The organism is Streptomyces tibetensis (assembly GCF_007655005.1).
GTDB classification, from domain to species: Bacteria; Actinomycetota; Actinomycetes; order Streptomycetales; family Streptomycetaceae; genus Streptomyces; species Streptomyces tibetensis.
Genome location: NZ_SZVW01000008.1, coordinates 310,819 through 332,326, shown reverse-complemented (window position 1 = coordinate 332,326; position 21,508 = coordinate 310,819). Strand labels below are relative to the sequence as shown.

Genomic DNA, 21,508 nt, shown 5'->3' with positions numbered 1-21,508 from the left:
CTCCGGCGGGGCTCAGCCGGTGGCCTGTACGGCCTCGGCGGTGACCAAGCATTCCGCGAGGGCGAGGTCGACGGCGGTGAGGTCGGGCGCGTGGGCGGCGACGGACGTCCACAACGGCCGTACTCCCCGCTCCAGCTTGGCTGCCCGCACGTCTCCGGCCGCGGCCAACCGGGCGATCAGCGCACACCCGAGGGAGAACTGGGGCACCCGCATCCATGCCTCTCCAGGGCCGTGCAGCGGGCCGGGTTCGCGGTCGCGGAACGCCCGCGCCAGCAGTAGGTGCCCGTCGTCGAGGAAGATCGTGACCGCGTCAAGCCAGTCGCCGCACTCCTCGCGCACGGCGAAGTACTGGAGGGTGCGCCGGTCACGGAACGCCTGCCAGGCGGCTTCGGCCCGGGTGTCGGTGTCCAGGAGGCCGCGCGGCACGACCCGTGCGGTGCGCCACACGGCCTGCTGCTGCATCTCGGGGAGCTCGTCCAGGGCCCGGGCGTGGGCGTCGAACCGGCCGACGGTTCGGCTCGGGTCCTCCTGGCCGGCCAGGAGGACCGGGCCGACATCACCCAGGAACTGCCCGACCTCGTTGAGGAGTTCTGCCTCCTCCGGATACAACTCGTCGATTTCGTAAGCCGGGTTGTCGGACAGGTACGGCAACAGCGGTGCGGTGAGCAGCAGCGCGCACAGCGGGGCCCGCCGCCAGACGGGGCGTACGGCGGCCGGGTCAGTGACCTCCAGGATGCGCAGGGCGGCCAGGCCGCTGCCCACCAGCCCGGCGGCGAGCTCACCGGAGCGCAGGGCAGAGTCGGCCGCTCCCACGAGGGCGTCGGGGCCGGCGTCGCCCAGGGCGTGCAGGCACTCGGCCGGTGCGGTCTCCTTCGCTCCGCACGCCTGCAGGTCCCTGCCGCGGGCGGCCACGATCCACTGGTACGGGATGGCCTCGGCGCCCAGGGGCAGCGTGCCTCGGCCTGCCAGGTACTCGGTGGTCCTGGCCGCAGCGGCGCCGTCGGTGATCTCGGATGTCCGGGGGGACCGGCGCAGCACCAGGGTGTCGCGGTCGCGCAAGCGGGGCCAGGCGGGTGCGGCGCCGGACGTGGCGTTTCCCGCGCGCAGGGTCACGACGAGCGGGCCGGCTGACCGCCAGGCGGCGGGCAGCGGGATGCGGCCGCTCTCGTCGACCGGCAGGGTCAGCGGTTGCTGCCACGGGGCGAGAACCGTGTGGAGCTGGGCGGTCAGCTCCCCTGGGTGACGCAGCCCTCGCAACAACAGTCCGGTGCCGTCCGGTACGACGTCTTCCGCGATGGGCTGCGTGCGGACGGTTGCCACATGGACGCTCTGCCCCGCGACCAGCAGCTGCAGTTCGGCCTTGGCGCAGTCGTGGACGGTGTCCGTCAACGCGGCCAGTGCATAGCGCAGGTCGCCCTTGCGGGTCCGGGTACGTCGTTCCGGCCGCAGGGTGTGCAGGCTCGCCCCCTCGACGATCAGCGCTAGTTCGGGAGTCACTGCCACCGCCTGCTCCGGCAGACGCACGGTCAGGGCGCTGTCCCGCACCAGGTCGGCCGCGTCGATGTCGAGCGGCCGGACGGACCAGGAGAGGGGCCGGCCGTCGAGCTCCAGGCGGACTTCGGAGTGCGGGACGAGGGCCTGGACCTGGTACTCGTTTGTTCCGTTGCTCAGTACGAGCCCTTTGGTGATCTCGTACGGGGCCAACCGGACCGCGCTGTCGGAGGCGGTGACGCGTCGGTTGGTGCGCAGGTCGAGCCGCGCCGGCGCGAGTCCGCCGTTCGGGGCGAGCAGGCGCCATTCGGCAGAGGGCTTGGCCTCGACGCCCTCGGCGAGGAAAGCGGTGAGCCGGCGCCTGCCCCGCTGCCGGCCGGGGCGGTGGACGAGGAGTTCGTACGGGCCGAGCAGCGGGCCGGGTACGTGCTGCCAGGGGTCCAGAAGGGCGCCGGGGGTGCCGGTGAGGCGGGCCAGGGGTTCCTCGTGGCCGGGGCGTCGAACCTCGACCTGCCAGTGGTCTGTCTCGGCCTCACCCGGGCGGCGTCGGAGTCGGAGCGCGGGCGGTCGGTGCCACACCGGTGCTCCGTCCTCGCCGGTGAGCCAGGGAAGTGTCGCGCCGCCCTCCCATCCGAACGACCGGCCGACGGCCACGTCCAGCCAGCTGTCAGGGGCGGCCTGGGAGGTACGGATGCGCGTCACACCTGCCAAGGACACCTTGCTCAGGGTCCAGCCGCTCCAGCCGTACGGGGTCGGCAGTTCGACGGCAGCGGCCCCACCGCCCTCCGTCTCCACAGCACCCACATGCAGCAGGTGGATCTCGGCCGCGGGCAACGGCTCGTCCAGGGGAATCCGGTGGCCGTCGGAGGCGAAGGCCAGCAGAGCGGTGTGCGGGTCGACGACGTCCGACACATGGGTGGCTCCCGCCGGGTCGGTGGCCTCGATGCGCCGGACGGGGCCGGGCAGGACCCAGTGCGGTGGCGACACGGTGAACGAAGTTCCGTCGGCGGCCAGTTGCCAGGTCGCTGCCTCTCGACGGCTGGACAGCGTCAGCAGAACGCTGCCCCCGCCGGGCCCGAGCCGCAGCTCCGGAGGAGTTGACGCGACCCGGGGTCCAGGATCACCCGGAGGAATGTGCACCGGATCCGCGGCGGTCGACGGGTGCCAGGTCCAGCCCAGCGAGCGCGCCGCCTCCTGTGCGGCCGCGATCCACCGGGCGTCCGCCGTAGGCGACGCATCCGGGACGCCCCGAGGTCGGCCGAGTTCGGGACGCGCCGCGACCACACGCGCCCGCGCGTCGAACAGCAGTTGCACGAGACCGGGCGCATCACCCTGCTCGCCGTGGGCTACGGCGTGGACGGTGCAGGCGGGCCAGCGTGCGAACACGGTGTCCTGCGGCAGATCCGACCGGTCGGCGAGCAGCACGTAGGCCACCAGTGCTTCCATGACGAGACTGATCCGCCGGACGACGGACTCCGGCCCGCCGACGGCCGCCGGCTCCCCCGCCTCGCGCCACGCCCGCTCACAGTCGTCCAGCAACCGCGCGGGATCCACCAGCATGCTTTCCTCCCCCACCGGTCCGCACTTCCTTGCAGTAGCGACCGGCTGATGTTTACCTTTTTACCATTCCTTCACGCCGGAACCACAGAGATCCCACGGACGAAAGAGGATGCGGCCGACAGACGTGACGCGTTGTCAGTGCCGCGTGGTTGCATACGTACGGGCTGGTTGTTGCACAAATCTTCAGTACATCGGGGGCACGTCCATGACGACGGATGTCGAGGCCGGAACACCGGCCGCGTTGCACGCGGAACTTCTGGCGGCGGCAGGCCCGGAGCGCGTCCTTACTCTGATGGCCCTGCGGCGACTGCTGGTCGGCGCGGACAGGACCGTGCTCGTCGAGGCACTGGGCCGGGTCGTACGGGAGGGCGTCACGCTTCCCGCCAAGGTGGCAGCCTCGTTCGGCGTGCCGGTCGGCGCTTCTGTGACGTCGTCCGATCCTGACCGCCCTACGCCCGCACGCTCTCCGAACGAAGCGCCCGTCACCACCTGGCTCCCCGCCATACCGGCCCAGAAGGCGCCCGGGCCACGCTTCACGATCGAGTTGGGCCCGGACAGCCGGCTGGATCTGACCGCGCTGATGATACGAACCCTGCGCCCGGACGCGCCCCCGCCCGCATCGGTGCCGAAGCCCCCGCCGCGCGCTGCCGCCGATGCGGCCGACGCGGCCTTCGAGGACTCCCCCGCAGGCCGGCCCGTGTTCAACTCGTTGAAGTACTACCGCAAGGTGATCGGCAAGTACCCGCTGCTCTCCCGAGAACAGGAGGCGGAAGCGGCCCAGGCCATCGAGGCGGGGCTTCTGGCGCGCGAGCGACTGGACGAGGCCGGCAGGAAGATCGCCCCCAAGCTCCGCCGCGAGCTCGAGCAGCTCGTCCTGCTCGGCGAACAGGCCCTCACGGAGTTCGTCCACGCGAACCTCCGGCTGGTGGTGAGCGTCGCCGTCAGATACACCGGTCGCGGGCTGGACCTCATGGACCTGATCCAGGAGGGCAACGCCGGCATGGTGCACGCGATCGAGATGTTCGACCATCGCAAGGGCTTCAAGTTCTCGACGTATGCGGTGCAGTGGATCCAGCAGGCGATCCGGCGAGCCATCGCCGACCAGAGCCGAACGATCCGGCTTCCGGTGTATGCGCACGACGTGGTGGCAGCCCTACACAAGGCCGCGCGGGAGCTGGGACACGAGGCTCCGGCCGGCGCCCTCCCGGCGGTGGCCGCGCGTGCGGGGGTGGCGCCGGACAAGGCGGCCGCCCTCCTGTCACAGGTGCGCCGCACCGTCCCGCTCGAGGAGCTGACCGAGGCGATTGGTGACGACGCGCTGCACGAGGAGGCGGACCGTGGCATCCGGGGACCGCACTGGGCCGAACCCGACACGCACTACAGGGACATGTCACCGGAAGAGGTTCATGCGCTACTCAACTGCCTCACTGAACGGGAACACCGGGTGATGACCCTTCGGTACGGGCTCGACGGCGGGGTCGAACTTACCCTCGACGCCATCGGATGGGACATGGGTGTCAGCCGGGAACGGATACGCCAACTCGAATCCAAGGCCTTGGCGAAGTTGGAGGGACAGATCCACAGGAACCGAATCCGCACCACCCGCCCGGTCGGCGCGCCGCCGTCTGCTGCCCGACGCGTGAACAGGAAGGTATACCCACCGGGAATCATCGTGGTCGGCCACCAGACGATCCACATCAACGCACAGTGGTGCAGGAAGACTGTCACCGTCCTGATCGAGGACGACTGGTTCCGGGTCGTCGACGGAGGGCACCAGATCGCGGCCGTTCCCCGGCTTCACCTCACGGGGTCCGGCCCGATCCACGGCAGCAGCGACTGACCCACGTCGCCGCCTCACCCCGGCAGGAACTCGCTGCCCCGTCCGCTGTACGACACATACAGCGCTTCCCGGGCCCGGGTGCAGGCCACGAAGAGCAGGCAGCGTTCGGCCGCCAGGTCGGTGGCATGCTGGATGCCGTCCACGTCGGCCGTCGTGACGGCCGGAGGGAAGGGGAAGGCGCTCGCCGTGGCCCCGGTGACGGCCACGCACCGGTACTCCAGTCCTTTCATGCTGTGCAGGGTCGACACCCGCACCCCGACCGCGCTGTCCGGTTCGCCGTCCCGTACCCGGACCACGGGGACGCCGGCCGCTGCGATCCGGTCGGCAAGCTTGCCCGTCAGGGTGTTGAAGCGGGCGCGGACCGCGATGTCCGAGGGGGCGATCCCCGCGCCGTGACCGGCCAGCGCAACCTGGCTCTCGCCCCCTGACTCGACGGCTGGACGAACATCGCCCGCAGGACTCCACCACCACAACCGCAGCCCCGCTTCCTGGCCTGACTGTCCGCGCACTTCCTACCCGGCGGCTGGCTCGGACCTCGCCTTGCGGCGTGGGATGAATCGACGCCATCCGCGCTTAGCGAGCCTCTCCGCCTCCCACGCGGCCCGCTCTTCGCTGAGTGCGGTGACTCCGGGGAGGCTACAGAGGCGCACAGCCACTTCTTGCATAGCGGGGGCAAGCTTGCTCCCTGCGCGGTCAAGGTAGAAGAGCTGAGTGTCGTACTTGCTGCTGGGCTTGGGTAGTCGCTCCCCCCGAGCTATAGCCGCGAGGGCGTCTAAGGCGTCCTGAATCCACACGTTCTGCCTGTCACGTGGTGAGCCCCCTGCGTCAACATCCAGAGATCTTCAGTACACGCCAGGTTCTCGATGACCCTCTTCCTGAGCTTGGCATGCCTCAACAGGACCGCCTCGCTCTCAAGTAGCAAGCAAGCCCTCGCGACCTCCTGCGGCCTGGCCCGGCTCTCCCGCTGCTCGACGAGCTTCCGATGAAGTTCCTTCATGAGCGCTATGTCGTCGGCCTGGTGCTGATGCTTGCGGCCATAGCTCTCCTGAGCGACGTGCGCGAAGTAGCCGACTGGTCCGATAGCGAAAGCAGTCACGACCGCCACCAGAATCTCGTTCATGAGACCGCAGTATCACGTAGACGCCACCTCGAAGGAGGGCGTGACCGATGGGTAACCACGGACCCGTACCGAACCGAGAAAGAGACCTCGCGCGCCCTCGGTCACGCAACGGCACCGACTATCAGGCAGTAATCAAGGGCGAGATGCGCCCGGTCAAGGTGCCAAACGCTGACCGTGAGTGGCTCCCAATCGCTCGCCGGCCGTGTGAACCTGCTGGCTACACCGCATCCTCTCGTTGCAACGACGGTAGAAGGGATGGACGCGATGACCGCCTCTCAGGCGTTCTCGTCATGGATCCGTGCACCCAGATCCTCCGCCCACGCCAGCGCCCACGCCTTGAGTTCTTCGATCTGCCGGGAGGTGAGCCCGTACGCGGTGTAGTCCTCATCCTCGTACCAGTCCGCGCCGACGAGCCGGTCCCGGAGGTCTTCGAGGCTGAACTCGTCGTGGGCGCGACGGCGGCCCAGGGATTCGAGGTCGGCGGTGGAGCGGTGGCGGGAGGCAGCCTGGACATCGATGAGGTCGCGGACGGTGCCGCGGTCGGCGAGGGCACGGACCTTCGTGCCGATCACGTCGTCAAGGGAGAGAACGGGGCCGTAGGGGGTCTGGGCGGGCGGAGCCCAGAACGCCTCCTTGAGGACGTCGACCTCGCACTCCTCGCCGGTGTCCGGATCGGTGACGAGGAACCGGCCGCTGAGCGGATCGGTCTGGACGTGCGTGGTCCGCCATCCGCGCGCGCTGAGACCTGCTGTGAGTGAAGCGATGATCTCCTGCATCGGGGCGGGATTCTCAGTGGCGACGTCGAGGTCACGGCTGAAGCGTTCTACCAGGCCGTGGGCCTGCACCGCGTATCCGCCGGTGAGGACCAGAGGGTAGGGGGAGCCGAGATCGAGGATGTCGGCGAGGAGACGCTCGTGGAGCGGAGTGAGCTTCACGCGGCGGTTGTGTCGGCCGGAGCGGTGCGGAGCAGCTCGGGGAAGGCGTCCTCCCAGACCTCGCGGATGTAGGGACTGATCAAACGCCGCAGCACGGGCCACTGCTCGATGAGCAGCCGGTGGTGCAGGAGGGCCACCAGGTCCTCACTCAGTCCTTCGGCGAGGACGGTCCGGTAGAGCGTCATGCGGGACTTCGGACGGTCCAGGCTGTAGCTCGTCCGCCCGGACCAGACGATGTGGAGCGGCAGGTCCACGTTGCCCTCGACGGGGCCGGCCAGCTCCTGCAAGCGCTCGGGCAGTCGGCTGCGGTAGCGGTCCCGCAGCACCTCGGCACGGGGGGCGGTGATCGTCGTGTCCATGCATCTAGTATCGCTGCCGGGCAGCGGCGGCGTGGCGGATACGGGGCTCCCCTGTCGTATGTACGGGTCGGGCGCCGCCCGCCCTTCCCTCGGACATCTCACCCAGTGGGTGCTTGGCGCATCATCGCCTGCCCGTGCAGCCCCCAGGCGGCGCGGCAACCGGCTGGCCTGCCGACCCGGGACCAGCCCCGCTCGCGGGCGCCGGTGATCATGACGCAGCAGGTCACGCGGAGGGCCGCCGCAGTGGAGTCGGCTGCGGCTTCGGTCTCGGTGTCGGAAATGACGACGGTGTCGAAGCCGAGGCCCATGGCGCCAGCGCAGTGGACGAGAAGGACACCGGGCCGGCTAGTTCCCGGTAGCGGCCGGAGGGGGCAGGCGGCATCCCCAAGGCACGCCGCTTCGGCCCCGAACGCAGCCCACTCGCTCCGGACCCATGCCGCGGACGAGCTGTCGAGGCACGCAGCCCACGTCTCAAACGGGAGTAAGGCACCTGTGTCCCGGTCCCCGTCATGGCAGCCACCAGGTCAGCAAGCTGGCACACTCCCGCGCCCGATGCTGACCGTTTGCTGACCCGAGTGGAGCCATCAAGCCTCTGACCTGCAACAACACCTAAGTGCTAGATCTTGGACTTGAACATGGTGCGCAGCATGTTGAACTCCTGAAGGCGGCTCCCTGCCTGCTTTTTGCAGGTCAAGGGCGGTCTTCACTGTACACCGGCAGGCGTCGGAGTCGATGGCTGTGAGGAACATCGCTTCCGTATGGGGAGAAGGCTCACTGCGTACTTCCACGCGAACCGGGCTGTCGTGACGCCGCCGCCGAGACGTCTGCTCGGACATCCGTCTCGGAATGTGAGGGGACTGATGCTGATCAGATGCTGACTTACCTGACGGCACATCAGGTAAGCGAGGGACATAGGAAGAGTGATCGCTGCACAGAACACGCCGGGCAGGGCATGGGCCGCGTCGGCGTTGCAGATGTCCGAGTTCGGGTTGTGGTGGACGAGCCGCTGGGGTCAGGGTGCGGTCAGGCCGGGACAGACTTCCGAAGGGCTGGGCCGGCCGGAGATGAAGGCGGCCGCGACTGCTGCGGCCGCCTTCACAGCTCTGCTTACCCTCGGGCCCAGCGTTGGTTGACGCCGGTGTGGCAGCTCCACACGATCACCGCAGCGCCGTTGGCGGTGCTGCCGCCGTCGACGTCCAGGCAGAGGCCGGTCTGGACGTTGCTGACGGTTCCGTCGGTGTTCACATTCCATTGCTGGTTCGCGCCGCCGGTGCAGTCCCAGATCCGTGCTCGGGCACCGGAGGTGGCGTTGCTCGGCACGTCCAGGCATCTGCCCATCACCCGCAGGGTCTGTCCGGTCTGAGTGAATTGCTGGTTGGCGCCGGTGTGGCAGGCCCAGATGACCATCGGGGCGCCGTTGGACGAGTTGGCACCGCTGGCGTCCAGGCATCGGCCGGCGGACTGGCTCCGCAGCCGGAAGGTGGTCGGGTCCGGGGGATTCGGGTTCGGCTCAGCACCCGTGAAGAAGCTCCAGACCTCTTGCTTGACCCAGCTCCTGGCGCCGCTCTCACAGCCGGCGCACCCGTCCACGGGGCCTTGCTGGTGACCTCCGTCGAACGCCGCCCACACGACCGGATACCCCTCTCGGCAGCCCGAGTAGGCGGTGGTGATGTGGGTGCGGCTGCCCGACGCGGGCTCCGGCGGGTTCTGAGGAGTACAGCCGTTGTTCCGGACGAACCTGTCCCGCAGTCCGCGACCGGCGCCGATGTTGTCGTTGATGCCGTGGATTCCCATGTACGCGAAGGGCTGGGTGCCCCCGCTGCACCCGCTGATCCCCCCGGGTGCGGCTATCGCGGCGACCGCACGGAAGACGTTCGGCCTGGCACACGCGAGTGCGTAGCTCATGGCTCCGCCGTAGCTGAAGCCGAGGGCGAAGCGCTGCGTGGTGTCGACACAGAGGTCGTTGTCGATACGCCTGATCATGTCGTCGACGAAGGTCACGTCCTCGCCGCCGGAGTTGCCCCAGCCGTTGTTGAGGCCCTGCGGGGCTACGAAGATCGCGCTGTTGTTCGCCAGTCGCCGGAGTCCGTAGTGGGCATAGACATCGCCGTCGCTTCCGCCCCCGGCGACCTGCCCGGCGGTGCCACCCAACCAGTGGAATCCGAAGACCAGTCGATGTTGGCGGGTGTTGTCGTAGTTCTCAGGGATGCTCAGGATGAAGGAGCGATTCTTACCGCTGCTTTGAATCGTGTGCGTACCGCTCGTCAGTGTGGGGGCACGTCCGCATCCGGCGGTCCCCGCAGGGGTGGCCGCGGCGGTGGGCGACGTGTCGGCCGCAACGCTGACTCCTGCCCCGCCGGCCATGGCCAGAACGAGCAATGCCGCTAACACGGCTCGCCCGAACAACCATCTGTGGATCGACATCATGCGACTCCCTTGCTGCTCGGTGACATGGCTCTGACTGGTCGGTCGGGCCGCGGTTCGCCCTGGGGCTGGATGCGGTCGAGTCGGAATCGCTGGTTGGCGCTCCCCGTGGCTGTCCACTGGGAGATACGGGCTCCGTCGGCGGTGGAGGCCTCCCACACGTCCAGGGCGAGGCCGCTCTGCCGGTTGACCAGACTGATCACGCCACCGCCGTGGTCGACTGTCCGCCACTGCTGGCCGGTGGTGTCGGTGTCCGGCTGCTGGGTGATGTCGGCGCCGCTGCCGCTACTGGCGACGTGCAGGAACAGACCACTGTGCCCAAGCCGGATCTTGTAGTGCCCTCCGTCGGAGGGCAGGAACTCGAAGTGCTGGTTGGGACCGGCGGTGATCTGCCACTGGATCAGCCGCGCACCGGCGGCCGTGGACGCGCCGTTGATGTCGGCGGCCTTGCCGCTGTGCTGGGCCACCAGCCGATAGGCCACGCCGGCCTCCACCGGCCCCGACCTGAGTGCGGACGCGCGGTAGGTGTGGCCGGCCTGGCCGGTGAACTCGATGAGATCGGCCTCGAGCTGCTTCGGCTGGACCGGCTCGCCGCTCGAATCGTCCTTCAGGGTGAAGTCGCCGGCGAGGATCCGACTGCGCACCCGGACGGCACCGGTTCGGTCGGGTGTGACGACGAACTCGATCCGGTCGCTGCTCCATTCGGCGCCGACGGTGTGTCCGCCGCGGCCGCGCAGTCCGCTCACGCGCCCGGTCAGCCAGGCGGGCGGCAGCGCCGGCAGCACGTGCAGTTCGCCGTTGTGGCTCTGCAACAGCATCTCCGCGATGCCCGAGGTGGCGCCGAAGTTGCCGTCGATCTGGAAGGGTGGGTGCAGGTCGAACATGTTGGGCGCGAGCCGGTCCGTCCGCACGAGGTCCCGGATCAGCTTGTGGGCCCGGGCGCCGTCCTCCAACCGTGCCCAGAAGTTGATCTTCCACGCGAGCGACCATCCCGTCCCGTCGTCGCCGCGCAGCTCCAGCGTCCGCCGCGCGGCCTCGTGCAACTGGGGTGTCCCGCGCTTGGTGATCTGGTTGCTCGGATGCAGACCGTACAGGTGGGAGACGTGCCGGTGAGTTCGCTCGGTCTCCACCCAGTCGGCCAGCCACTCCTGGATGTTGCCCCGGGAGCCGACCCGCGTCGGCGCCAGCCGGTTCCGGGCCGCCAGTGCCTGAGCGCGGAAGGCGGGGTCCACGCCGAGGATCTCGCCGGCTCGGGCGACGCAGTTGAAGAGGTCTCGCAGGATCTGGTTGTCCATGGTGGGCCCCGCGCAGACGGTGGCGTTCGCATGGTGAGCGAGCTCCGGAGAGTTCGACGGGTTGGTGACCAGGTGTCCGAGCGTCGGGTGGGCGACCAGGGTGTCGAGGAAGAACTGGGCGGCGCCCTTCAGGGCCGGATAGTTCGAGCGGAGGAAGTCGATGTCACCGGTGAACAGGTAGTGGTCCCAGATCAGGGTGGCCAGCCACGCGCCACCGGTCTGCCACATCCCCCACTGTGCTCCGTCGACGACCGATGCGCCCCGCCACGCGTCGGTGTTGTGGTGCGTCACCCAGCCGCCGGCGCCGTACTGCGCCTGGGCCACCCGGGCGCCGGTCACGGTCAGGTCGTCGATCATGTCGAAGACCGGGCGGAAGCACTCGGACAGGTTCGTCGTGTCGGCGGGCCAGTAGTTCATCGGCAGGTTGGCGTTGATGGTGAACTTCGAGTCCCAGGACGGAGCCATCTGGTCGTTCCAGATGCCCTGCAGGTTCGCCGGCTGGGTGCCCGGCCGCGAGGACGAGATGAGCAGATACCGGCCGAACTGGAACAACAGGGCGGAGAACTGCGGGTCGTTCACCTGCGCGTGCTGTGCGATCCGTACATCGGTCGGCTGGTCGGCCGCCGCCGTACGTCCCAGATCGACCGACACTCGGTTGAACAGCGCCTGATAGTCGGCGCGATGCCGGCTGCGCAGCTGGTCGACGCCGACGTTGCGGGCAGCGCTGAGGTGGCTCCGCGCGATCCCCTGGTAGTCGCCGTCGACCTTACGGAAGTCGACGTAACTGGAGCCGATCGACACCAGCACCGTCACGCTGGTGGCGCCGGAGACCCGCAGCGTGCCGCCCGAGCTGCTGACCGTGCCGCCGGTCACGGCGGCGTTGGCCAGAGCGAGGAACCGGACCCGCCCGGCGATGCCCTCCATGGTGCCGGAGGTGCCGTCGAGGGCGATCGAGGCCCCGTCCGGGCTGGACACCGTGGTCCGTTGGGGACTGTCGAATGTGGCGGTGAAGGCGATGGAGTTGGCCCGGTCGGCCGTCAGCCGGACCACGATCACCTGGTCGGGTGCGCTGGCGAACACCTCACGCTGGTACCGCACGCCGTTCAGCACGTAGGTCGTGATGGCCGTGGCGGTGGTGAGGTCGAGGGTCCGGTTGTACTGCGACGCACCGGTGGCGCTGCCGAAGGAGAGCCGAAGGTTTCCGACCGGCTGGTAGGCCAGCTGTCCGGCCGGGCTGCCCAGCATCGTCTGATTGATCAGGTCCTGCGCCGGCCCCCACTGATCCGCGAAGACCCGCCGTCGGATCTCCGCGATGTTGGCCGCGCCGCGGGGGTTGGCGGAGTCGTACGGACCGCCGGCCCAGACGGTGTCCTCGTTGAGCTGCAGCCGTTCGGTGTCGACGTTGCCGAACACCATCGCGCCCAGACGTCCGTTGCCGATCGGCAGTGCCCGGAGCCAGTCCGCGCCGGCCGGCTTGTCGTACCACAGGGCGAGGTCGTCGGCGGCCCGCACCTCCGGCGGCGCGGCCGAGCCGGCCCTGGCCACGGCCGTCCACCCACCCGGCACGATCCCTGCTCCAGCCGCCGCCCCGGCGGCGAGAAACCGTCTGCGTGTCACCTCGGACATGTCGTACTCCCTTCACGGACTGGAGCAGGTCGCTGACTTCGGTGATGCCGACCGCCGTGAGAAGGCGACGGCCGTACGGTGCCTCTCCGACGAGCCCCAGGCCGTCGCCATCGATTCGGCCGCGGCGGCGGTCACCGGCCGCCGTATCCGCCGTATCCGCCGTATCCGCCGAGTCGGGCCTCGCGTCGCGAGTCAGCGTTCTGGATCTGCCATTTCTGGTTGTCGCCGCCCCAGCAAGCCCACAGCTGCACCTTGAAGGTGGCGGTGTTCACATCGAGGCAGAGGCCGGAGTGAGCACTGCGGACGGTGCCGTCAGTGCCCGCCGTCCAACGCTGGTTGTCGCCGCCGTTACACGCCCACGTGCCGACCACGGCGCCGTTCGTCGTCCCGCTGCTGTACGCATCCAGGCACTTCCGGCCCCCGAGTGCGGTGATCTGTCCGCCGGCCGTCAACGTCCACTGCTGGCCCACCGAGTTGGCGCAGGTGTCCGCCTGGACCTGGAGGTTCGCCGTGGTCCCGCCGGGGATGTCCAGACAGCGCCCGGTGCCGAGGTTGCGCAGGAGGCTCGTCGGAGCCGGGGCGTCGCCGTCCAGGCCCCAGCCGTACCGGAGGCGCTCGCGGCCGCTGGCGCTGGGGGTGCTGAGCGTGAGGTTGGTACCGGTGCCGTGCAGCTTCTGCATGGCATACCAGTCGTCACCCTGGCCGGCGCGTATCTTGCCGCCCAGCCCGGGCCAGTAGATGGAGCCGATCCGCAGTTCCCGGAGTACCGTGGTGGTGGCCCGGAAGTAGCGCACGAAGTTGTCGGTGCTGCCGGCGTCGTGGTAGTTCAGCCCGGTATCCATCGGCGCGCCGAACTCGTCGACGACAGTGCGGTCGGCGCACGAGCCGATCGCGTTCCGCAGGTACGCCACCCACTGGTCGTAGGTCTTCGCGCCGCTGAAGAACGTGTAGTGGTGCAGCGACAGGAACGTCCCGTCGAGGCGGCGGTCGGCGCACATGGATTTGATGTCGGTGTTCAGTCCGGCGCCGCTGACGAAGACGCGGTCACGCGGAATCGACGGGCGGCCGTTGATCCAGTTGCTCACCACGTTCGCCCACTCGCCGGCGCTGTGCCCCGCCGGTTCGTTCATCGGCTCGAAGTAGACGAGGCTGTTGGTGCCGTACCGGGCAAGCACGGTGTTCCACATGGTGTCGAAGGCGCTCGCGTCGACGATGCGACCGCCGCGGGCGGCCACCCCGTCCTCCCAGTAGGAGAGGACGACCTTGAATCCCTTCGCGGTGGCCGCGTCTATCGCGCCCGTGTACGCGCTCCACCAGCTCGTCCCGACGGTGTAGGTGTTGATCGGGAGCCGAACGGTGTTGGCGCCGAGGTTGTTCTCGAAGCCGGTGTAGACGGCGTTGGCTTTCGCCACGACCGTCTGGTAGCTGTCGGAGCCGCTCAACCCGTGCAGGACCAGCGGTCCACCGTGGAAGTTGTCACCGAGTCGGGCCCAGTTGACGCCGCGGAACTGGGCGGTGTCGGCGGCGGCCGACGAGGCGCTCTGGGGCTCGACGACCGCGAGCGCGCCGAGAGCGGTCAGGATGCAGGCGAGGGCCCGGGCGAGGTAGCGCCGGCGATGGGGGTGGGGCATGGTCGTGCCTTCCCGGTTGGCGGTGTGGTCACGTCTGCGCTGTGCAGGATCTGTTGACGCCGGCCGCCTGCCGGCAGCCGGGCAAGCCGGCGCGGAGCTTGCCCTCTCCGCGCCGACCCCCTCCCAGATCGCTCGCGCAGCGAGCATGTCAGCGTCATGCCGCTGCCGTGGCGCCTGGAAAGCCTCTCTCCCCGGCTTCGCCCGGACCTCCGGTCAGCAGGTGGAGTCGGTCTGGGTGAGTAACCCCGTCCGCCACGGCAGGGGGATGGGAAACTCTCGGTCGGGAACCGACATGTAGCCGGCCGCGACCAACCCGGCTGACAGGTCTGGCAGCAGGGGCGGGATCGCTCGGGCCCGGGGCCGCCGCGGCGGATCGGCCGAGCGCACGAATTCATTCATTGTCGGCACCTTTCGCAGTCGGAGCCACATCACTGTGTGGGCGCCGGAAATCCGTAGATCGCTTTTGACTTCCCCCGGTCACAGGTCATGACATGAATGGGGAACGTTACGGGTCAACGACTGAAAGATTGACAGATTGACATGGTCCATTCAAGAGGGAACCGTCGATATTTGCGGGCTTGAGCCGTCGTGCAACCAACCGGGGAAGCGGGACTATTGCCGGCCACCCCCCATAACCTATTCAGACCGGCGAATTGGAGTGACGGACGTGTGTAAACCGCGGCAGTTTCCGTTATCGGCGACCGGCTTGAACAGTCGCATTCGCATTCGCCGTAGCGCCGAAACACCATGGCCGACCGCGTCGGCGGGACGGGAGCAGCGCCAAGGCGACGATCAGCCTCTCAAGGGGTACCAGTTCGCCGGCGGCCCGGCCGCAGTCCGCACAGGATCGGGTGTGCCGGACGATGCGCTTACGCCACAGCGTGCTCGGTACGCCGTCCCAGCCAGCCAGCGCGGCGGTCAGCTGTGGGCATCGGGGGCTGGCTTCCAGCGCGACGACGAGTGACCGGCTCAGCTCCAGCTGGTTGCGCATCCGCTGGACGCGCACACCCGCGTGAGCCACGCTTGTTCCCAGCGCCGCCGCGAGCTCCGCCCTCGTCAGCCGGCCCGCGGTCTCCAGCGACCACAGCGACAGCAGCGCGCGGGCGTCCGGGTCGAGCCATCGACTGGCGCGTACGGTCTTTCGGCGATGACCGGACAGCTCGACGTGGATCAGGGCCAGGTTCTCGGCGTCGGCGTCCGGCGGGTCGGTCATCTCCTCGAGGGGGGCCGTCCGTTCGGCGTCCGCCTGCCGCCGGTGCAGATGAGTGCTGATCTGTCGTGTCGCGATCGTGGCCAGCCAGGGCCGGAAGCACTCCGGGGCGCGCAATGTGCGCAGCTCGGGAAGTACCCGCAGCATCGTCTCCTGCACCACGTCGTCGACGTCCGCAAGCTCACCCAGTGCCCTGCGCACGATCGCGTACACCAGCGGCAGGTACGTCGCGGCCAGGTCGTCGAGCGCTCGTGGATCGCCGGCCTGTGCGGCGACGACCAGGTTCGGCTCGTCGGCTCGGCCGGCCGCCTTCACGAGCCCGTACACGTGGCCTCGGGCAAGACCACCCCAGGCGCCGCGCACATCGCCCCCGTCGGGTTCGCGCCCACGATCGACTCGGGCGTGGCCGGCTGACAATAGTTGGCGGCCCATCATCGCCCCAGCCATCCGCCATCAGCGGGAAGCACGACGCCTTTGACACAGTCCGACGCCGCGGAGGCGCGGAACACCGCGGCCCCGGCGAGATCGTCCGGGCGTCTCCGGCGGCCGGCCGGGACCTGGGCGAGGATCGCCCGGGTGCGCCGAGGGTCCGCGCATAACGCCTCGGTGTTGTCGATGGCGATGCAGCCCGATGCGATGGCGTCGACGTCGCGTCCGCGCCACTCCTTCCCCAGGGCCGGTGCTTCGGCGACCCGGCTCTCGATCTCGATCTCGAGGGTGCGGGCTCCGCGGTGGACAACCGCCTTCATCGATCCTCCATCTCCATGGTGTCTGACGTCCCTTCCGCGGTGGATCGGCATGGTCCGGGGGTGACCGCGAGCAGCCGCCGGCCGGCCTGCTCCGGCCGTATGTGCGGTCCGTCGGCTGCGTGTGCCGTGCCCTGAGGTGCCGCGGTCATCACCGTTTCGTCGATCCGGATGCCCAGGCCCGGCGTGTCGCCGAGCACGAAGGCGCCGTCCTCGACGTGCAGGTCCATCGCGACGCCGATCGGCGGCTGCAGGCCCTGCAGTTCGCTGACGAGGTGGTTGGGCACCGACGTCGCGGCGTGCAGCAGCGCGACAGGCGTGTTGCCGATCGGGCTGACCGGCAGGTCGTAGGCGTGCGCCAGCGCGGCGACACGCAGGAAGTGGGTGACTCCCCAGACCGCGGCCGTCTGGACGACGTCGACGCCTTCGGCCGCGATCAGCGGGCGGAACTGCTCGAGGCCGGTGAGGTTCTCCCCACTGGCGACCGCCGTCCGTACGCCACGGCTGACAGCGGCCAGGCCGTTGGCGTCCCAGCGCCGGACCGGCTCCTCGACCCAGGTCAGGTCGAGTGTGCGTTCCAGTTCACCGACGTGGCGTACCGCCTGCTTGCGGCTCCAGGACTCGTTCACATCCAGCATGAGCCCTGGCCGGGTGCCGTGCGCAGCCTCGGTCAGTACCTCGCGTACGAGCAACAGCCGGTGCCGGTCACGCTCGATGTCCAGGCCGCCCTTGAGCTTCGCCGCCCTCAGCCCGCGTTCGGCATAGACCTGGTAGGTGGCCACGAGCTCGTCGTCGGTGAGGCCGATGTCCAGGCCGGAGGCGTAGGCGCGGACCATGCGGTCGTTGCCGCCGAGCAACCGCCACAGCGGCTCACCCACGGCCTGTGCCTTGATATCCCACAACGCCGTGTCGAACGCGCCGATCGTGCCGAACACCACGCCGGCATGCCCGGCTTTGAAGGTGTGCCGCAGCATGCGGTCGTAGAGGGCGGTCACCGCGCGCGGGTCCTGGCCGTCGATGGCGGCGAAGATCACCTCGGCTTCCACGTGCGGTCCCAGGCCGACTCCGGTGACCCCCTCATCGGTCTCGACGATGACGACCGGTACGGGCATGACGCCGTCGGCGTAGACGCCGTTGGCGTCACCGACAGGTCGCCCCCATCGCTGTGCCGTCGTCAGGGTTCTGTACCCGGTGATGCGCATGCGTCAGCCCTTCGTCGCGCCGGCCGTCACGCCGTCGGCGATCTGGCGCTGCAGGAACAGGTAGGTCACCAACACGGGGAGCCCGGCGATCAGGACGCCGGCTGCGAAGGTGGGGATGTCGGCGGAGTACTGGCCGCGCAGGGCGGTGATGCCCACCATCAGGGTGCGATGGTCGGCCGACGGCATCATCAGCAGCGAGATGAGCACGTCGTTCCAGCAGAACAGCGCGTCGAGGATGCCCACCGACAGCAGTGCCGGAGCACCCATCGGCAGCATGATGCGCCGGTAGACGCCGTACAGGGTGTTCCCGTCGATCCGTGCGGCGTCGACGAGCTCGGTGGGCACCGCTCGGTAGTAGCTCGTCAGCAAGAAAACGGTGAACGGCAGGAACTGCGCGACGTAGGCGAGGACCAGTCCCGGATAGGTGTCGATGAGACCGCCGTCGGCCATGATCCTGGCCAGCGGCACCATGATCACCTGGAACGGGACGAACAGTGCCGCGAGGCAGACCAGAGTCAGCGCGGACGAGCCCCGGAACCGCACCTGGGCCAGCGCGAACCCGGCCATGGACCCGATGAGCAGGAGCAGCCCCACGGCGCAGGTCACCACGATCACGGAGTTGAGGAAGTACCGCCCCATGCCGTCGCTGTTCCACGCGGTGCTGAGGTTGTCCCATCTGAGAGTGCCGGCCAGGGAGAACCGGTCGAGGATGTACTCCCGGCGGGTCTTCATCGCGACGTTGGCGGTGAACAGCAGCGGGTAGATCGTCGCCAGGGCGAGGAGCCCCATCGGCACGGCGACCAGCCATCTGCTCGGTCCCAGGCGGGACATCAGTCCTCCCTCCCCGCCCGGCGCAGCAGGCCGACCTGCAGCAGGCCCACGGCCAGCATGATGAGGAAGAGGACCGTGGACGCGGCCGACGCCAGCGCCGGGCGGCTCATCTGCCCCTGCTGGACCCAGATGTAGTACTCGGGCAGGTAGGTCGACCCTTCCGGGCCACCACTGGTCATGACGTAGAGCAGCCCGAACATCGAGGTCAGCATCCCGATCATCGTGGTGACGACGACGAACTGGAGGGTGCGGGACAGGCCCGGGATGATGACGTGCCAGATCATCCGCGCGAGCGAGGCGCCGTCGACCCGGGCGGCGTCCAGCAGTGCGGAGTCCAGGGTCGCGAACCCGGCCAGGAACACCACCAGCGCCATCCCCGACGTCGCCCAGATGTACACGCCGACGACGGTGAACATGGCTACGTCGGGATCGCCGAGCCAGTCCACCGGGCCGAGCCCCGAGCCGCCGAGCACGGCGTTCACGGGACCGTCGAAGGCCAGGAGCAGGTTGAAGATCGCTCCGACGATCACCGGTGAGAGCACGGCCGGGAAGAAGTAGACGCTCCGGAAGACCGGGTGACCTGGGACCCGCAGATAGATGAAGGTGGCGAGCAGTCCCGGGATCGCGACCGCGACCGGCAGCAGCAGCACCAGCAGTCCGACGTTGCGCAGCGCGGTGCGGAACAGCGGGTCGTCGATGAGCTGCGCATAGTTGTCGAACCCCACCGTGGCGCCGTTGTGTTCGCCGTCACCGGTGAAGGAGAAGTTGACACCCAGTCCCAGTGGCCAGAGCCGGAGCACCACGATGATCAGGACAGCGGGAGCGACCAGGACGTAGGGGGCGAGGCGGTCTGCGCGCCGGCCGTTCCGGGCTCGCGGAGACTTCGACGCAGGGCCGCGGCCATCTACCGCCTCACCTGCTCGCACCCCGGCGGTCCGCCCTGCTTGCGCAGTGCGGGCCGATGAACCAATGGGTGACATGGCCTCAGCCCGCCTGGTCGGACGCCGCCAGCTGCTTGACCGCGGCGTCGACCGTGACCGATCCGCTCAGCAGTTGCTGGGACAGCCGCCCCATCAGGTCCACTGTCTTGGACGACAGGGCCACATGCAGGGCGGACTTGCCACGGTCGATCTCGGACACGATCGTGGCGACGGCCGGGCCGGCGCTCGAGACGTCCACGGTGCGGTCGGCCGCGATGGCGCCCGCGTCGGCGTAGAACGACTTTAGTGCGTCGGTCGAAGTCAGGGAGCGCACCAGGTCGGCGGCGGCCTTGGGGTCCTTGGTCCACTTCGCGACGGCGTAGCCGATGCCGCCGTCGTAGGGAAGGCTCGGCGTGGCACCGGCCGTGACGACCGGCGCCTTCATGACGCCGACATCGCCGGCGTCGAGGAATTCGCCGAAGTCCTTCCAGTGCCCGACGTCCGACATCAACCCGATGACGTGGGCGGCCTTGTTCGACTCGAACACCGCGAACGCGTCGTTGAACATCGCCGTCGAGTTGGCCCCGTCGTTGTTCAGGCCTTTGTCGTCGGCCTCTTTCCAGAGCGAGAAGAGCCGCTTGACCGCCGGCGAGGACCAGTCTCGTCTGCCGGCGATCCAGTCGTCGTACTCTCTGGGCGACAGGACGCCCGAGCCGAGCCCGGACAGGAAGAACTGGATACCGATGCCTTCCTTGTTGCCCTGCGCGAAGCACCTGGCACCGGTCGCCTTGATGATGGTCCGGCAGTCGGCGACGAACTCGTCCCAGCTGGTGGCCGGCTGCTCCGGGTCCAGCCCTGCCTTCCGGTAGAGCGACTTGTTGTAGTAGATCGGGTGACCTTGCAAGGTCACCGGAGCGGCGTAGGTCTTGCTGTCCTTGGCGAAGGCCTCCCACCCGGCCAGCCGCTTCTTGTCCTCACGGACGTACTCGTCCAAGGGCAGAAGGGAGTCCGCCCGGTCGCGGATCTGCCCGCCGCCGTTGAAGAGCATGACGTCCGGCCCTTTGCCGGCTTGGACGGCGGCCCCGAGCAGGGTGTAGTACTGCTCGAAGGGCTGCGCGACGAACTCGACCGTCACGCCGGGATGCCGCTGGGCGAAGTCCGCCTTGGCCTTTTTGATGTAGGAGGAGGCCGCGGCGTCGCCGGACTTCCAGTCCCAGACGACGAGTTTGCCCTTCGAACCGCCGGGCGCCGCATCCGGGTCGGAGGCGCTGCCGCAGCCGGCTAAGACGACGAGACCGGCAACCAGGGTCGCCGACCACGGTGTTCGCTGCTTCATTGCTGCCCCGCTCTCCTGAGGTGGCCGGCTGTCCGGCGGTTGAGGTTGAGGAGGAACGCAACTCGTATGACGTATGTAACTCGTATGACGTATGACGTCAACCGGATGGCGTATAGTTGGCGAGCATCCGTGGTACGGCACGGGTCCCGGGGGGTGTCATGACGGCAGTACCGCAGTCATCCGCAGAGGCCTCCGAGGCCCCCGCCTGGAGCCGGCGCCCGGCGAACCTTGCCGCCGCGGTCACGGCTGAGCTGGTGGAGCGGATCGTCCGTGGAATCCACCCGTCCGGTTCGTCGCTCCCCCCTGAGCCCGTGCTCTGCGAGACCTTCTCGGTCAGCCGCACCGTGGTCCGCGAGGCGGTGAAGATCCTTCAGGAGAAGGGGCTGGTGCAGGTCCGCCAGGGCGCCGGCACGATGGTCACCCCGCCGGCGATGTGGAACATGCTTGACGAACTGGTCCTCGGCGCGACGATCGCCGAGGACGAGAGCCTGGCCATCCTCGATCACCTGGTCGCGACCCGCCGCGTGCTGGAGTCCGACATGGCCAACGTCGCCGCCCGTGTGGCGAACGCCGAGGTGATCGACCAGCTACGCGGTCTGGTGGAGCGGATGGACGAGCTCGTCGACGACCCCGCTTCGTACCACGAAGAGGACCGGGCGTTCCACGACACCGTCATGCAGGCGTCGGAGAACCGCATCGGCCGTGCCGTGGTCCGTTCGCTGGAGCGCCAGGTCATCAACTCTGCCCGTTACATGGGCCGAACCGGCCGCGCCTTCTGCGTCGCGTCCAACCACGGCCATCGGCGCATCTACGAGCGGATCGCCGCGCACGACCCCAAGGGTGCGGCCGAGGCGATGTTCACCCACATCACCGAGGCGTGGGTGGTGCGCCGCAGCGGGCCGGGCGAGCCGACCCTGCTACGGCGTTAGAGGCGAGCCCCGCTCGCGGCCTACGGGTCCTGTCGCGAGCGAGGCCGATGCAT

At 69.1% G+C, this 21,508-nt stretch carries 16 protein-coding genes and 1 pseudogene; 2 read left to right on the top strand and 15 right to left on the bottom strand.

What is annotated here, in order from left to right; all coding sequences use genetic code 11:
- Nucleotides 1-12: 12 nt before the first annotated feature.
- Nucleotides 13-3,051, bottom strand: coding sequence for a hypothetical protein (locus FDO69_RS16395; RefSeq protein WP_138430108.1), 3,039 nt, complete (start codon nucleotides 3,049-3,051; stop codon nucleotides 13-15).
- Nucleotides 3,052-3,256: 205 nt separating this feature from the next.
- Between FDO69_RS16395 and FDO69_RS16390 the strand changes: the two genes are divergently transcribed.
- Nucleotides 3,257-4,891 (top strand): sigma-70 family RNA polymerase sigma factor, encoded by a 1,635-nt coding sequence (locus tag FDO69_RS16390; RefSeq protein ID WP_104780552.1) that lies wholly within the window; start codon nucleotides 3,257-3,259, stop codon nucleotides 4,889-4,891.
- Between the two features lie 14 nt (nucleotides 4,892-4,905).
- On the opposite strand, the pseudogene FDO69_RS16385 reads toward FDO69_RS16390, so the two are convergent.
- The 14 genes and pseudogenes from FDO69_RS16385 to FDO69_RS16320 form a co-directional block, all read right to left on the bottom strand.
- Nucleotides 4,906-5,280, bottom strand: a pseudogene (locus tag FDO69_RS16385) (3'-5' exonuclease); the annotation flags it as partial.
- A 383-nt stretch (nucleotides 5,281-5,663) separates the two neighbouring features.
- On the bottom strand, nucleotides 5,664-6,011 hold the full coding sequence (locus tag FDO69_RS16380) for a hypothetical protein (RefSeq protein WP_104780551.1): 348 nt from the start codon (nucleotides 6,009-6,011) through the stop codon (nucleotides 5,664-5,666).
- A 275-nt stretch (nucleotides 6,012-6,286) separates the two neighbouring features.
- Nucleotides 6,287-6,946, bottom strand: coding sequence for a nucleotidyl transferase AbiEii/AbiGii toxin family protein (locus FDO69_RS16375; RefSeq protein WP_104780550.1), 660 nt, complete (start codon nucleotides 6,944-6,946; stop codon nucleotides 6,287-6,289).
- A complete protein-coding gene (locus FDO69_RS16370) occupies nucleotides 6,943-7,305 on the bottom strand; it encodes a hypothetical protein (protein WP_104780549.1) in 363 nt (120 codons plus the stop codon). Before FDO69_RS16370 ends, FDO69_RS16375 begins: the two co-directional genes overlap by 4 nt.
- 98 nt (nucleotides 7,306-7,403) lie before the next feature.
- On the bottom strand, nucleotides 7,404-7,613 hold the full coding sequence (locus FDO69_RS16365; RefSeq protein WP_104780548.1) for a hypothetical protein: 210 nt from the start codon (nucleotides 7,611-7,613) through the stop codon (nucleotides 7,404-7,406).
- A gap of 799 nt (nucleotides 7,614-8,412) precedes the next feature.
- The gene (locus FDO69_RS16360) at nucleotides 8,413-9,456 is read right to left on the bottom strand and encodes an RICIN domain-containing protein (protein ID WP_324826459.1); all 1,044 of its coding nucleotides are present in this window, start codon (nucleotides 9,454-9,456) and stop codon (nucleotides 8,413-8,415) included.
- Between the two features lie 272 nt (nucleotides 9,457-9,728).
- Nucleotides 9,729-12,650, bottom strand: coding sequence for a glycosyl hydrolase family 95 catalytic domain-containing protein (locus FDO69_RS16355; protein ID WP_104780546.1), 2,922 nt, complete (start codon nucleotides 12,648-12,650; stop codon nucleotides 9,729-9,731).
- Nucleotides 12,651-12,781: 131 nt separating this feature from the next.
- Nucleotides 12,782-14,281: a ricin-type beta-trefoil lectin domain protein gene (locus tag FDO69_RS16350; RefSeq protein ID WP_104780545.1), complete on the bottom strand. Its 1,500-nt coding sequence runs from the start codon at nucleotides 14,279-14,281 to the stop codon at nucleotides 12,782-12,784.
- 691 nt (nucleotides 14,282-14,972) lie between these two features.
- Nucleotides 14,973-15,818 (bottom strand): RNA polymerase sigma factor, encoded by an 846-nt coding sequence (locus FDO69_RS16345; RefSeq protein WP_234387959.1) that lies wholly within the window; start codon nucleotides 15,816-15,818, stop codon nucleotides 14,973-14,975.
- A 104-nt stretch (nucleotides 15,819-15,922) separates the two neighbouring features.
- Entirely contained in the window at nucleotides 15,923-16,240 is a 318-nt protein-coding gene (locus FDO69_RS16340; protein WP_104780543.1) for an SDR family oxidoreductase, read from the bottom strand.
- The gene (locus FDO69_RS16335) at nucleotides 16,237-17,439 is read right to left on the bottom strand and encodes a mandelate racemase/muconate lactonizing enzyme family protein (protein ID WP_104780542.1); all 1,203 of its coding nucleotides are present in this window, start codon (nucleotides 17,437-17,439) and stop codon (nucleotides 16,237-16,239) included. Before FDO69_RS16335 ends, FDO69_RS16340 begins: the two co-directional genes overlap by 4 nt.
- Before the next feature lie 3 nt (nucleotides 17,440-17,442).
- The gene (locus FDO69_RS16330; protein WP_104780541.1) at nucleotides 17,443-18,270 is read right to left on the bottom strand and encodes a carbohydrate ABC transporter permease; all 828 of its coding nucleotides are present in this window, start codon (nucleotides 18,268-18,270) and stop codon (nucleotides 17,443-17,445) included.
- Nucleotides 18,270-19,070, bottom strand: coding sequence for a carbohydrate ABC transporter permease (locus FDO69_RS16325; RefSeq protein ID WP_234387966.1), 801 nt, complete (start codon nucleotides 19,068-19,070; stop codon nucleotides 18,270-18,272). The genes FDO69_RS16330 and FDO69_RS16325 overlap by 1 nt, the downstream gene beginning before the upstream one ends.
- A 184-nt stretch (nucleotides 19,071-19,254) precedes the next feature.
- Nucleotides 19,255-20,526: an ABC transporter substrate-binding protein gene (locus tag FDO69_RS16320; RefSeq protein WP_104780539.1), complete on the bottom strand. Its 1,272-nt coding sequence runs from the start codon at nucleotides 20,524-20,526 to the stop codon at nucleotides 19,255-19,257.
- A 158-nt stretch (nucleotides 20,527-20,684) separates the two neighbouring features.
- Between FDO69_RS16320 and FDO69_RS16315 the strand changes: the two genes are divergently transcribed.
- The gene (locus tag FDO69_RS16315) at nucleotides 20,685-21,455 is read left to right on the top strand and encodes a FadR/GntR family transcriptional regulator (RefSeq protein WP_104780538.1); all 771 of its coding nucleotides are present in this window, start codon (nucleotides 20,685-20,687) and stop codon (nucleotides 21,453-21,455) included.
- Nucleotides 21,456-21,508 lie beyond the last annotated feature (53 nt).

What these genes read in the sequence shown, in the direction of transcription:
- FDO69_RS16355 (WP_104780546.1), bottom strand. Translation starts at nt 12,650, where the DNA reads ATGTCCGAGGTGACACGCAGACGGTTTCTCGCCGCCGGGGCGGCGGCT.
- FDO69_RS16365 (WP_104780548.1), bottom strand. Translation starts at nt 7,613, where the DNA reads ATGGGCCTCGGCTTCGACACCGTCGTCATTTCCGACACCGAGACCGAA.
- FDO69_RS16370 (WP_104780549.1), bottom strand. Translation starts at nt 7,305, where the DNA reads ATGGACACGACGATCACCGCCCCCCGTGCCGAGGTGCTGCGGGACCGC.
- FDO69_RS16390 (WP_104780552.1), top strand. Translation starts at nt 3,257, where the DNA reads ATGACGACGGATGTCGAGGCCGGAACACCGGCCGCGTTGCACGCGGAA.
- FDO69_RS16330 (WP_104780541.1), bottom strand. Translation starts at nt 18,270, where the DNA reads ATGTCCCGCCTGGGACCGAGCAGATGGCTGGTCGCCGTGCCGATGGGG.
- FDO69_RS16350 (WP_104780545.1), bottom strand. Translation starts at nt 14,281, where the DNA reads ATGCCCCACCCCCATCGCCGGCGCTACCTCGCCCGGGCCCTCGCCTGC.
- FDO69_RS16395 (WP_138430108.1), bottom strand. Translation starts at nt 3,051, where the DNA reads ATGCTGGTGGATCCCGCGCGGTTGCTGGACGACTGTGAGCGGGCGTGG.
- FDO69_RS16335 (WP_104780542.1), bottom strand. Translation starts at nt 17,439, where the DNA reads ATGCGCATCACCGGGTACAGAACCCTGACGACGGCACAGCGATGGGGG.
- FDO69_RS16315 (WP_104780538.1), top strand. Translation starts at nt 20,685, where the DNA reads ATGACGGCAGTACCGCAGTCATCCGCAGAGGCCTCCGAGGCCCCCGCC.
- FDO69_RS16340 (WP_104780543.1), bottom strand. Translation starts at nt 16,240, where the DNA reads ATGAAGGCGGTTGTCCACCGCGGAGCCCGCACCCTCGAGATCGAGATC.
- FDO69_RS16380 (WP_104780551.1), bottom strand. Translation starts at nt 6,011, where the DNA reads ATGAACGAGATTCTGGTGGCGGTCGTGACTGCTTTCGCTATCGGACCA.
- FDO69_RS16320 (WP_104780539.1), bottom strand. Translation starts at nt 20,526, where the DNA reads ATGAAGCAGCGAACACCGTGGTCGGCGACCCTGGTTGCCGGTCTCGTC.